The sequence below is a fragment of the Bradyrhizobium sp. CCBAU 051011 genome, assembly GCF_009930815.1.
Classification (GTDB): domain Bacteria; phylum Pseudomonadota; class Alphaproteobacteria; order Rhizobiales; family Xanthobacteraceae; genus Bradyrhizobium.
The window spans coordinates 5,076,518-5,088,600 of sequence record NZ_CP022222.1 but is presented as its reverse complement, the minus strand read 5'-3'; the positions used below and the strand labels follow the sequence as shown (position 1 = coordinate 5,088,600).

General features: G+C 62.1%; 12 protein-coding genes. 5 read left to right on the top strand and 7 right to left on the bottom strand.

Going from position 1 to position 12,083, the window contains the following annotated elements:
• Positions 1 to 4: 4 nt before the first annotated feature.
• Positions 5 to 877 (bottom strand): alpha/beta fold hydrolase, encoded by an 873-nt coding sequence (locus ACH79_RS23665; protein ID WP_161853162.1) that lies wholly within the window; start codon positions 875 to 877, stop codon positions 5 to 7.
• Between the two features lie 18 nt (positions 878 to 895).
• Positions 896 to 1,945: a hydroxyacid dehydrogenase gene (locus ACH79_RS23660; protein WP_161853161.1), complete on the bottom strand. Its 1,050-nt coding sequence runs from the start codon at positions 1,943 to 1,945 to the stop codon at positions 896 to 898.
• A gap of 334 nt (positions 1,946 to 2,279) precedes the next feature.
• On the opposite strand from ACH79_RS23660, the gene ACH79_RS23655 reads away from it, so the two are divergent.
• The 3 genes from ACH79_RS23655 to ACH79_RS23645 all read left to right on the top strand — a co-directional run bounded on the left by ACH79_RS23655 (position 2,280) and on the right by ACH79_RS23645 (position 3,878).
• A complete protein-coding gene (locus ACH79_RS23655) occupies positions 2,280 to 2,834 on the top strand; it encodes a thiamine pyrophosphate-binding protein (RefSeq protein ID WP_161853160.1) in 555 nt (184 codons plus the stop codon).
• Positions 2,835 to 2,842: 8 nt separating this feature from the next.
• Positions 2,843 to 3,451, top strand: a complete 609-nt coding sequence (locus ACH79_RS23650) for a thiamine pyrophosphate-dependent enzyme (RefSeq protein ID WP_161853159.1) — start codon at positions 2,843 to 2,845, stop codon at positions 3,449 to 3,451.
• 73 nt (positions 3,452 to 3,524) lie between these two features.
• Positions 3,525 to 3,878 carry a VanZ family protein gene (locus ACH79_RS23645; RefSeq protein ID WP_161853158.1) on the top strand — a complete coding sequence of 118 codons (354 nt, stop codon included), beginning with the start codon at positions 3,525 to 3,527 and terminating at the stop codon, positions 3,876 to 3,878.
• 62 nt (positions 3,879 to 3,940) lie between these two features.
• Here the strand turns inward: ACH79_RS23645 and ACH79_RS23640 are convergent, their stop codons facing one another.
• The 4 genes from ACH79_RS23640 to gcl all read right to left on the bottom strand — a co-directional run bounded on the left by ACH79_RS23640 (position 3,941) and on the right by gcl (position 7,967).
• The gene (locus ACH79_RS23640) at positions 3,941 to 4,324 is read right to left on the bottom strand and encodes a DUF1236 domain-containing protein (RefSeq protein ID WP_161856515.1); all 384 of its coding nucleotides are present in this window, start codon (positions 4,322 to 4,324) and stop codon (positions 3,941 to 3,943) included.
• A gap of 129 nt (positions 4,325 to 4,453) precedes the next feature.
• Positions 4,454 to 5,341: a 2-hydroxy-3-oxopropionate reductase gene (locus ACH79_RS23635; protein ID WP_161853157.1), complete on the bottom strand. Its 888-nt coding sequence runs from the start codon at positions 5,339 to 5,341 to the stop codon at positions 4,454 to 4,456.
• 26 nt (positions 5,342 to 5,367) lie between these two features.
• A complete protein-coding gene (hyi, locus tag ACH79_RS23630; RefSeq protein WP_161853156.1) occupies positions 5,368 to 6,153 on the bottom strand; it encodes a hydroxypyruvate isomerase in 786 nt (261 codons plus the stop codon).
• A gap of 14 nt (positions 6,154 to 6,167) precedes the next feature.
• Positions 6,168 to 7,967, bottom strand: a complete 1,800-nt coding sequence (gcl, locus tag ACH79_RS23625) for a glyoxylate carboligase (protein WP_161853155.1) — start codon at positions 7,965 to 7,967, stop codon at positions 6,168 to 6,170.
• Positions 7,968 to 8,242: 275 nt separating this feature from the next.
• Here gcl and ACH79_RS23620 point away from each other — a divergent pair, with 275 nt between their 5' ends.
• Positions 8,243 to 9,439 (top strand): lipopolysaccharide assembly protein LapB, encoded by a 1,197-nt coding sequence (locus ACH79_RS23620; protein WP_161853154.1) that lies wholly within the window; start codon positions 8,243 to 8,245, stop codon positions 9,437 to 9,439.
• Between the two features lie 340 nt (positions 9,440 to 9,779).
• Here the strand turns inward: ACH79_RS23620 and ACH79_RS23615 are convergent, their stop codons facing one another.
• Positions 9,780 to 10,739, bottom strand: a complete 960-nt coding sequence (locus ACH79_RS23615; protein WP_161849892.1) for an IS110 family transposase — start codon at positions 10,737 to 10,739, stop codon at positions 9,780 to 9,782.
• Positions 10,740 to 10,962: 223 nt separating this feature from the next.
• On the opposite strand from ACH79_RS23615, the gene ACH79_RS23610 reads away from it, so the two are divergent.
• The gene (locus tag ACH79_RS23610; RefSeq protein WP_161853153.1) at positions 10,963 to 12,072 is read left to right on the top strand and encodes a metalloprotease; all 1,110 of its coding nucleotides are present in this window, start codon (positions 10,963 to 10,965) and stop codon (positions 12,070 to 12,072) included.
• Positions 12,073 to 12,083: the final 11 nt, after the last annotated feature.

The window sequence follows — 12,083 nt, the reverse complement described above, 5'->3', positions numbered from 1 at the left end:
TCTCTTATCCCACATTTTGCGCGGCCTGCGGCGCGCCCAGAAGTTTGCGCAGCGAACCCAAAACTTCTTCAAGCCTGTCGTGGTGAAGCCAGTGGCCGGCCCCTGCGATCTTCACCATTTCGGCCTGCTTGAAATGCGCGAGCAGGCCTTCGGGATCGGGAAGAAAGCTTTCGTCACCCCACATCAACAGCGTCGGACAGGTGATGCGCGACCACAGGGCGAGATATTCGTCCGATGACAGCCGATACGGCGCCCTCGCCCGCTGATAGTGGTCGAACTTCCAGCGGTAGAGGCCGTCAGTGCCTTTCCGGACACCATGGCTGGCAAGATGAAGCGCCAGTGCCGGCGTCAGCCGCTTGTTGCGCGTTGAAAGCCGCTGCGCGGCTTCCTCGATGTTGCGGAACGTACTCTCTTGATGCTCCGCGATGCGGTCGAGCTGGCCGATCCATCGTGCCATCTGCTCGTGGATCGGCGAAGGCTGCGAGCCCGAGAGGAACGCGCCGTCCAGTATGCCGAGACGCGATACTTTTTCCGGGTAAGTCCCGGCATAGGCCAGCGCGACCATGCCGCCCATCGAATGGCCGACGATTGCCGCGTCCTGCAGCCCCGCAAAGCGCATCAGCCGGGTGAGATCATAGACATTGTCGGTCAGGCTGTAGCTGCTTCCCTTCGCCCATTGGGAATCGCCGTGCCCGCGCAGGTCCGGCGCCATGATGTGGAAATGAGGCTGCAATTCTCGCGCGATCGCATCCCAGTTGCGGCAGTGGTCGAGGCCACCATGGACCAGGATCAATGGCGGCGCGGCCTCGTTGCCCCAGTCGACATAGTGCAGTTGCAGACCCTGCGACTCATAAAAGCGATCTGCCGGTTCGGCCATTGTATCTCTCGCGCAGGCCTATTTCGGTGCAAATCCGAACGTCCGCTCGAAGCGCTTGGCGTAATCGGGCCACACCTCGGGATTGACGATGCGCGGCGGCCGCTTGCCGTCGAGCGCATCGAGAATCTGCTCGGCGGCGATCTTGCCCATGTTGATACGCGCTTCCCTGGTCACGCCCGCCGTGTGCGGGCTCGCCAGCACATTGTCGAACTGCAGCAGCGGATGCTCCGGCGGCGGCGGCTCCTTGTCCCAGACATCGAGGCCGGCGCCGGCGATGCGCTTGTCGCGCAGCACTTCGTATAGCGCCTCTTCGTCGTGAATGAAGCCGCGCGCCGTGGTGACGAAGAATGCGTGCGGCTGCATCAGCGCGAATTCACGAGCGCCGATCATGCGGCGATTGTCCTTGGTGAGTGGACAGGAGATCGAAACGAAATCCGAACGCCGCATCAGATCGTGCAGCTCGACCTTCTCGCCGCCGCGGGCAACGATTTCTTCCGCGGTGAGATAGGGATCGTAGGCGATCACCTTCATATGCAAGAGACCCTTGCAGAGCTCGGCGATGCGACGGCCGACATTGCCGATGCCGACGATGCCGACGGTCTTGCCCTGCACCTCATTGCCGATCAGCGAATTGCGATTGACGTTGGCCTGGCGCCGCAGCGCGCGGTCGGATTCGAGGATGCGCTTGGAGAGTGTCAGCATCATGCCGAGCGCATGTTCGGCGACCGAATTGGCATTGCCGCCGGTTTGATTGACGACGAGCACGCCCGCCGCCGTGCAGGCGTCGACATCGACGGGATCGAAGCCCGCGCCGTTCGAGGATACGATCAGCAGGTTCGGCGCCCTCCGCAACAGATCTTGGTCGACGTGAAAGTGCCTTGCGATTTCGTCACGCGCTGCGCCGACCTGGTAGGCATGCGCCGCCGACAATATCGGCGCCGCGACCGTATCGGGGCTGTCATTCTCCAGCCGGTCGAGCCGCACGTCGGCGCGGCCTTTGAGGATATCGACATAGATCTCGTGGGCGAGATATTTGACATAGAACACGCGCTTGTTGTTGACGGTCATTTTCCTTGGCAACTTTCAGTTCGGAAACGTGGAGCTTGCGGTTCGACGGGGGTGGCCACTCGCGAGCAGATCAGGGTGCAGGTCTCGGCGGACGTATCGGCGGAGTGGATACGGCAGCCGCCGACGCATTTGGCAGCAGTCCGGACACATCCAGCCATGGCACCCCTCCCGATTTCTTTCTTGTTTATCTCACATGGTCGCATGCTGGCTGAAGCGGCGCGAGGCGCAGAGCCGGATACGATCAGGACATGTTGACAATCCCGCCGAGGGCGTCAAGTTTTGCCGCTCCAGGGATGAGCGCGAACGAAAGATGTCGCGGGTAAGGAGACCAAAAATGGCGGTTGCGGAGGAAAAAACCTCGCCCGAAACCTCCGAGAGGAGCTGGCACGGCATCGTGCTGCAGACGCTCAAACGCAACGATGTCCGCCTCATCCCCTACGTGCCCGACCGCGTCCTGACGCCGCTGATCAAGAACCTGCACGCCGACCCGTTTTTTACGACCTTCGCCACCGCGCGCGAGGAGGAAGCGGTCGGCATCGTCTCCGGCGCCTGGATGGGCGGCATGCGGAGCGCGGTCCTGATGCAGACATCAGGGTTTGCCACGCTCGCGAACGTGCTGGCCTCGCTGGCGATCCCCTATCAGATCCCGCTGATCATGTTCGTGTCCGAACGCGGCACGCTTGGCGAACTCAATTACGGCCAGTCTCTCGTGTGCCGCACGATGCGCCCCGTGCTGGATTCGCTCGCGATGGAGCACCACACCATCACCCGACTGGATGAACTCGAATTCATCGCCGACCGCTCCATCAAGCAGGCCGTCACCACGCAGGCGCCGGTGGCACTGATCCTCTCGCCGCTTTTGACCGGCGGCAAAGTCTTCGACAAGTGAGCGATCTTATGAACAGCGACACCCCTGCCCGCAACACCAAGATCATGAACCGCTTCGATCTCACCTCGCGGCTGATCGCGAAGCTGAAGAACGAGGAAGCGGTGATCGGCGGCATCGGCAACACCAATTTCGACCTGTGGGCCGCCGGCCACCGGCCGCAGAACTTCTACATGCTCGGCAGCATGGGGCTCGCCTTCCCGATCGCGCTCGGCGTCGCGCTGGCGCAACCGGATCGCCACGTGTTCGCGCTCGAAGGCGACGGCTCGCTGCTGATGCAACTGGGGTCGCTGACAACGATCGCGACGCTGGCGCCGAAAAACCTCACCATGGTGGTGATGGACAACGGCATCTACCAGATCACCGGCGCGCAGCCGACGCCGGGGGCGGCCGTCGCCGACATCGTCGCCATCGCGGTCGCAAGCGGGCTCACCAACAGCAACTGGGCGGCGGACGAGGACGATTTCGAACGCCTGATCGATGAATCCTTATCGGCCGCAGGTCCGACGCTGATCGGCGTGCGCATCGACGACAAGCCGGGTGTCGGCACCACGCGGCGCGACCCCGTGCAGATCCGGGAGCGCTTCATGCACGGTATGGGCGTACGGGAACCGCTCTGAGGGATTAACCACAGGGCATTGCCTCGTTTGGGCGCATGGACTAACCGCGCGGAATGTGTGCTATGCCGTCCCCATGACGATCATATTTCGCTTTGTCGCCTGGGGCCTCGCCACCGCCATCGCATTCGCAACCCTTGGGCCGGCGAGCCAACGGCCCCACTTGAGGCTGGGGCAGAACGGCGAGCACGCGCTGGCCTTTGTGCTGCTGGGGCTCGCTTTCGGGCTAGCCCACACGCGCAACCGTTCGCTTACAGCGGCCTTTGTCATCGCCTTCACCGGCGTGATCGAAGTCCTGCAGTTCTTGGCGCCCGGCCGGCACGCGCGGATGTCAGATTTCGTGGTCGACGCGTTGGCTGCATCGCTCGGCCTTGTAATTGCCGCGGCGCTCGACTGGAAGCTCAGGCGAACGCAGCGGTCGTTGCCGTAACCCACAAAAATTTCCTCGCAGGCGTCGCCCGCGAGGAATTGTCAGCAAGTTGCTTGAGTGCGTCAGTCGAGGATCCGCACCACCCTGCGCGTACGCGGCTCCACGATCACGCGGCGATCGTTGACCACCGCATAACGGTATTCGGTGTGCTGCGGCACGGTGCGCAGTTCAACAGTTGGCGGCAGCGGTTCACCCACCACTACGCGTTCGCGCACCACGACAGAACGATCGCGCGGAACCGAATTGATCACCGCGTTCGGAATTTCCACGGCCGCGCCGACCGCAGCACCGACGGTACCGCCGACGATAGCGCCGACTGGACCTGCGGCTTCACCACCCCTCGCGGCGCCTTCCGCCGCGCCCTGGGCGGTGGTCGACTGAGCAAACGCCGCGCCCGACATCATTAGCGAGGCGGCAAGCACGGAAACAGCCAAACGATTATTCATTTCATCCTCCAGTAAATCGATGATGTGTTTCAACCACTGGCGGCGTCGGAAGTTCCGGTTCCAATGCGACAGCAAAAAGGGCCGCGCCGAATCTCGACGCGGTTCCAAGTCACAGGGAGTTACAAGAAATCAGGCTTTGGCGACCTCGTGGCTTGCCATCATTTCGAGCGCGCGCACCATTCCCGAATGGTCCCAGGCCTTGCCGCCGTGCGCGGTGCAGGAAGAGAACAATTGCTGCGCGACCGCCGTGCTCGGCAGCGAAATGCCGAGCGCACGCGCGCCCTCCAGCGCCAGATTAAGATCCTTCTGGTGCAGCTCGATACGGAAGCCCGGTTCGAAGTTGCGCTTCACCATGCGCTCGCCATGCACTTCGAGAATGCGCGACGAGGCAAAGCCGCCCATCAGCGCCTGTCGTACCAGCGCCGGATCCGCGCCGGCTTTCGACGCAAACAGCAGCGCCTCGCCGACCGCCTCGATCGTCAGCGCGACGATGATCTGGTTGGCGACTTTTGTCGTCTGCCCGTCGCCATTGGCGCCGACGAGGGTGACGTTCTTGCCCATCTTGTCGAATATCGGCTTCACCGCGTTGAACGCACGCTCCGGCCCTCCGACCATGATGGTGAGGCTCGCCGCCTTAGCGCCGACTTCACCGCCGGACACCGGCGCATCGAGATAGTCGGCACCGAGCGCCTCCACCTTCTTGGCAAACTCCTTGGTGGCGAGCGGCGAGATCGAACTCATGTCGACGACGATCTTCCCCTTCAAGGGTCCCTTCGCAACGCCATCAGGCCCAAACAGCACGGCTTCGACATGTGGCGTATCCGGCACCATGATGATGACGATTTCGGCCTGCTCAGCGACGTCCTTGCCGCATTTGCAGACGACGCCACCGGCGGCAACCAGCTCCGATGCGACAGGCACGACATCGTGCAGGAACAGGCGGTGGCCGGCAGCCTGGAGATGGCCCGCCATCGGGCGCCCCATGGTGCCAAGGCCGATAAAGCCGATATTGGTCATTTCAACTCCCCTTCGTCGTTTCTTGTTCAGGTATCTGCCGTCAACGCCGCGTGCCAACCGAGACCTTCGACCGTCGTCGTCCTCGGTTTGTATTCACAGCCGATCCAGCCGCGATAACCAATAGCGTCGAGATGGCGGAACAGGAAGGGATAGTTGATCTCACCGGTCCCCGGCTCGTTGCGGCCGGGATTGTCGGCAAGCTGGACATGGGCGATGCGCGGCAGATGTTTTTGCAGGCTTCGCGCAAGGTCGCCCTCCATCACCTGCATGTGGTAGATGTCGTACTGCACGAACAGATTGGTCGAACGTACGTCGGCAATAAGCTGAAGCGCCTGCGCCGTCCTGTTCAGGAAGAAGCCTGGGATATCGATCGTGTTGATCGGCTCGATCAGCAGCCTGATCTGCTCCCTGGCCAGCGCATCCGCCGCGAAGCGCAGATTGCCGATCAATGTCTCGTTGAGATCTGTCGTATCAGCGCCGTCGGGGGCGATGCCGACGAGACAGTTGAGCTGGCGGCAATCGAGCGCCTTGGCGTAGTCGATGGCGCGCGCGACGCCGTCGCGAAACTCGTCGACGCGGTCGGGCAGGATCGCGATGCCGCGCTCGCCGGCGCCCCAATTGCCGGCGGGAAGGTTATGCAGCACCTGCGTCAGCCCGTGCTGGTGCAACTGCTCGCGCAGATCGGCCTTGTCGAAATCATAGGGGAACAGATATTCGACCCCGTTGAATCCCGCGGCCTTGGCGGCGGCGAAGCGATCGAGGAACGGCTGTTCGCCGAACAGCATGGTGAGATTGGCGGCAAATTTCGGCACGATCTACTCTCCTCTTACGCCGGCAGCAGCTTGGCGGATTGCGGCGCGCTCGATTTGGCCGGCGTGTCGTCCAGCGGCAGGTCGAGCACCTCCTCGAACTCGATGATGTTGTCGATCTCGGTACCCATCGAGATGTTGGTGACCCGCTCGAGAATGAACTCGACGACGACAGGCACCTTGAATTCCGTCATCCATTCCCGCGCGGTCGCGAACGCCGCCTGCGCGTGGTTCGGATCGGTGACGCGGATCGCCTTGCAGCCGAGCCCCTCGGCGACCGCGACGTGGTCGACGCCATAAACCCCGATCTCCGGCGCGTTGATGTTCTCGAAGGAGAGCTGGACATGGTAGTCCATGTCGAAGCCACGCTGCGCCTGCCGGATCAGTCCGAGATAGGAGTTGTTCACGACGACGTGGATGTAGGGCAGCTTGAACTGGGCGCCGACCGCGAGTTCCTCGATCAGGAACTGGAAATCATAGTCGCCCGACAGCGCGACGATGTTGCGAGTCGGATCCGCGGCGCGCACGCCGAGCGCTGCGGGAAGTGTCCAGCCGAGCGGACCGGCCTGCCCGGCATTGATCCAGTTGCGCGGGCCGTAGACGCCGAGGAATTGCGCGCCCGCGATTTGCGACAGTCCGATCACGCTGACATAGCAGGTGTCGCGGCCGAACGCCTTGCTCATCTCCTCATAGACGCGCTGCGGCTTGATCGGCATGTCGTCGAAATGGCTCTTGCGCAGCATCGTGCGCTTGCGGTCCTGGCACGCCGCCGGCCACGCCTGCCGCTCCCTGAGCTTGCCCGCCTTGCGCCACTCCTTGGCAACGGCGACGAACAGCTCCAGCGCCGCCTTGGCGTCGGACACGATGCCGAAATCGGGATTGAACACGCGCCCGATCTGCGTCGGCTCAATGTCGACGTGCACGAACTTACGACCCTTGGTGTAGGTCTCGACCGAACCGGTGTGCCGGTTGGCCCAGCGGTTGCCGATCCCCAGCACGAAGTCGGATTGTAGCATGGTCGCGTTGCCGTAGCGGTGGCTGGTCTGCAGTCCGACCATGCCGGCCATCAGCACGTGATCGTCGGGGATCGCGCCCCATCCCATCAGCGTCGGCACCACCGGAACGTTGACGGCCTCGGCGAACGCCACCAGCAGGTCGGATGCATCGGCATTGATGACGCCGCCGCCCGCCACAATCAGCGGCCGCTCGGCCGCGTTGAGCATCTCAAGCGCCTTCTCGATCTGCTTGCGCGTCGCCGCGGGCTTGTAGACCGGCAGCGGTTCATAGGTATCGTCGTCGAACTCGATTTCCGCTAGCTGCACGTCGAGCGGCAGATCGATCAGGACCGGGCCGGGACGGCCCGACCGCATGATGTGAAACGCCTGGCTGAACACGCGCGGCACCAGCGCCGGCTCGCGCACGGTGACCGCCCATTTCGTCACGGGTTTTGCGATGGATTCGATATCGATCGCTTGAAAGTCTTCCTTGTAGAGCCGCGCCCGCGGCGCCTGTCCGGTGATGCACAGGATCGGGATCGAATCCGCGATCGCAGAATAAAGCCCCGTTATCATGTCGGTGCCGGCCGGCCCCGAGGTGCCGATGCAGACGCCGATATTGCCTGATTTGGCGCGGGTATAGCCCTCGGCCATGTGGGAGGCACCCTCGACATGCCGCGCCAGAATGTGCCCGATCGAGCCGCGCTTCTTCAGCGCAGAGTAAAGCGGATTGATCGCAGCCCCCGGCACGCCGAAGGCGATGGTCACGCCCTCCTTTTCCAGGATTCGTACGGCTGCATCGATCGCTCGCATCTTCGCCATGTCGCGCCTCGCTCACCAGTGTTGGCTCTGGCCGCGATCTTCGCGGCGGCGAGGTGCGATCTCAACGCGGGTGATTTTATTTCCCGCGGTGTGGAAGTGAGTTGCGAAAGTCACAACAAATCAATTGCTTGCCGCCATCACTGGATGGAAACGCCGCGCCTCAGAGATATCACTTCACAAACAAGCTAACTAGTTTGCTTAGCAACGATACATGCTAACGTTGTATCAGGGGTCGGCGGAAGAAATTGCGAATGTCTTGGTTGGGAAGTCGTGAAGTGGTCCGTTCATACGCGGACAAAAAGTTATGGCGTTCGCATCACGGGCTTGCCCTTCAAACGGCCCCATTCAGGCAACTGGCCTTCACCCTGCCGGCATGCTTGGTCATCCTTGGTGGCATGGCTGACCCGGCCCAGGCGGAAGTTCAGCAGCCACAACGGATCGTCTCGGCCTGCCGCGGCAATGGCCCAGCCTCGGCCGCGGGCAAGATTCCGGATGGGCCGCCCAAGAACAGAGAGGCCGGCCGCCTGGCCGCTAGCGCGGCTCCATTGATGTTCGCCGGCGGCTTTGAAAAGGCGATCGAACGGTTGAATCAGGCTATCGAACTCGATCCGGACAACCCTCACTTCCGCTTGAACCGAGGTTCGGCCTATGTCGGAAACCGACAATTCGACAAGGCCATCGAAGACTATGATCGTGCGATAGCCCTCGATTCCAGCTCTTCACTCGCCTTTCTCGCTCGCGCAGAGGCCTATCTTAAAATAGCCGACCATGAACATGCGATCGAGGATTTCGGCGAAGCCATCAGGCTGTTTCCCGGTAACGCTCGCGCCTACATGGTCCGCGGTACGATCTACGCGAACAAGCGCGTATATGACCGGGCTATCGAAGATCTGGATCAGTCGATCAGGCTCGATCCCGAGTGCCCCACTGGTTATCTGACGAGAGCGCAGATCTTCAGGCTGAAGGGTGACCCTGGTCGCGCCGACGCCGACTATGACCACGCGATTAAACTCGACCCTAATCCCGGAAATGCCAGGACATTCGTGCGTCGAGCCGGCGCCTATGGAGGTAAGCAAGACTATAGTCGTGCCGTGGAAGACCTCGGCCACGCGTTGAAGCTCGAGCCCCGTAATCTCTATGCCTTGAGCAATCGCTGCCTGTTTCGAGCGATCCTCGGCATGTTCGACGCCGCGCTGGCCGATTGCGATGAAGCGCTGCGGATACGGGCCGACGATGCCAACATCCTCCACATCCGCGGCATTGCCTACTTCAAGAAGGGCGCGCTTGATAGGTCCATAGACGACTATGACGCCGCGCTCCGGATCGACGCAAAAAAGGCAGCCTCGCTGTACGGACGCGCAATAGCCAAACGGCAAAAGGGCGATGTCGCGGGCATTGAGGCCGACATCTCCGCGGCGCTGGCCCTCAAACCAAGTGTCGCGGACGAACTGGCAATCTACGGCATCAAGTGACGGCTTTCGTCCATGACAACCTCACCTCGCCGCCGGCGTTGGCCGTGCGTCATGGCCCTCGCGCCGGCTGCACACACCTGATACCCCCACCACGAGGCCTCCCATGCTCGGACTACTGACACTGCCAATCGAGTTGTTGCGCCTCGCCTTCTATGCGTTTCAGGGTCTGGTCGATGCACTGAGAGCAACTGTGCTGGAAGTAGCCCGGTGATCGGCCGGCCTCAAGGCTGGCGCTGGCGCGCCCCCGCCTACGGCGGCTGCGGCCTTGACCCCGCCCGTTCACCGGTCTGTCGGCTTTGCAAGCGCTCGGTCGCGGAACCGATCGCGGTGGGCGCGCTCGTCAGCTCAACGCGTAACGGCTGGGATCCCATTTCTGCCGTCGTGCGATCATGGTGTTGAGGATGATGATCAGCTTGCGCATGCCGGCGATGATGGCAATCTTCGGCTCTTTTCCTTTGGCAATCAGGCGCTGATAGTAGGCCTTCAGCACGGGATTGTTCAGCGTGGCTGCGCCAACACAGGGCATGTAGATGGCGTTACGGACCCAGCGGCGGCCTCCCTTGATGTGGCGCTCGCCGCGGCGCTTTCCGCTGTCGTCGTCATAGGGGGCGACCCCGATCAAGGCCGCGGCGATCTTGTTGCTCACCTGACCAAGCTCCGGCATTCCTGCAAGGAGGTTTGCCGAACTCGTCTCGGCGAACCCCGGCACACTCTCGATGATCTCGGCGCGTTCCGCAAAATCCGGCATGGACTTGATTTTGGCGCAGATGGCGGCCTCGAGCTTGGCAATCTCGCAGGCCAGGTTCTTCAAGATGCGGGCATGCGCCTTCTGCACCAATCCCGGCGCGGCATGCTCGCTTTGGCTGACCAAGCGCATCCTAAAATCAATCAGGCTTAAGCGCGCCTTTACGAGTGCCTGCAGCTCCTCTTGTGCCGCATCGTGTTTCTGGCCCGGCGCATCGCTGAATGTCTCGGCGAACCAGGCAATCATCTCGGCATCGATCGTATCGTTCTTGGCCAGCCGTCCGGCTGATAGCGCGAAGCTGCGGACCCGTTTGGGGTCGACGATCCGAACTTCGATGCCGGCGTCGCGCAGCACCTTGGCCCAGGCACGCTCATAGCCGCCACTCGCCTCCATCACCGCCTTGTTCGCCTGGTGCTTGCGAAGCCAGGCGACCAGCTTACGGTGCCCCTGGGTCGTGCTCGGGAGGGTTTGCCGTAATCCCAACGCACGAATGCACGCATCCACCTTGTCCTTGGCGACATCGATACCCACGACAACATGAGCATTTTGTGCCATCATCCACTCCCTTCCTTGCTCGGTTCGGGCTCGAAGCCCTTGCAACTGTTCGGGTTGAGGAAGACACCGGAGCTGTCCCTCGCTCTGACACAGGCTCGGTCGCCTTTGGGCGCAACGGGCTCAGTTCCAGCAACGGGCGGTTGGTGCGCAACCGCCCGTTCGCACATTCTGACAGATTTCCTGGACACAAGGGCGCAGTCGGCTGCGCTTCGAGTTCACCGCCTTGATCAATGCATCGCGCGATGCCGTGTGGCGGCTTGGTACCGCGAACCACGTCGTTCTGGACGGGCCGCCGACGATAGAGATGTCATCCGAACCATTACCTGACAGCCCTGACCTTTGGCTGACACGTATCACCATCAGTGGCCAACCGCAGTCGCGGGTCGTCTCGTACGAGCTCGAGCGCGATGAGACCAAGGGGATCTGGCGCGCGCGGCTGGTAGCGCATCCGTTATGCAAGCCGCCAGAGGACGGGCGGGATATCGAAACGGGACTTATCGTCGAAGCGACGCCAGAGGGGACGGCGCTTACGATGTTCAACGAATTGACCGTGCGCTCTTTTCGCGACCGCATCATCTATCCGACGGCACCGCGCCGGATGGGGAACCTGATCAAGCAGCAATGCGAAAAGGATGCCGGTACCCACAGCCGCCTCGCCGCCCTGGGCAACCATGGCTTGCTCCTGTCGGCCGTGGCGCTCTTGAGCTTTTGCTACCTGTTCGGCTGGAAATTGGGGCTGCTTCTTTCGATCGTCATCGTCGTGCACGAGGCCGGACACGTCGCGGCGATGCTCATGGCCGGCGTCGGCGTACGCGGCATCTACCTCATCCCCTTCTTCGGCGGTGCTGCGGTCCCCAAGACGGCTTATCGGACCGAGGGCCGGCTTGGCTTCATTGCGCTGATGGGACCGGGCCTGAGCCTCATTCCGACGCTTGGCCTTTTCGCCCTCTATCGGGCAACCGGCGACATTCAACTCAGGCAAGCGGTGGAAATGTTTGCCGTCGTCAATGCATCCAACCTGCTGCCGATCTATCCGCTCGATGGCGGAATGATTCTTAACGCGCTCATTGGCTCGGTGAGCCGGAAGTCCGCACTTATCGTAGGTTGGATCGGGGTCCTGGTTGGCCTCGGCCTTGCGATATATCTGCAATCCTTTCTTATCGGGATCCCGTTTCTGCTGTTTGCACTGCAGCGCTACCTCAGCGGTGGCCAAACTCTCGAACTCGAACGGCTGTCGGTCGGCGGCGGATTAGCCCTTGCCCTCGCCTCGATCGCAGCGTTTATCCTGTATGTCGCTGTCATCGCTTTGATGAGTCCGGCCGTTCGCATCTAATGCGCTGCGGC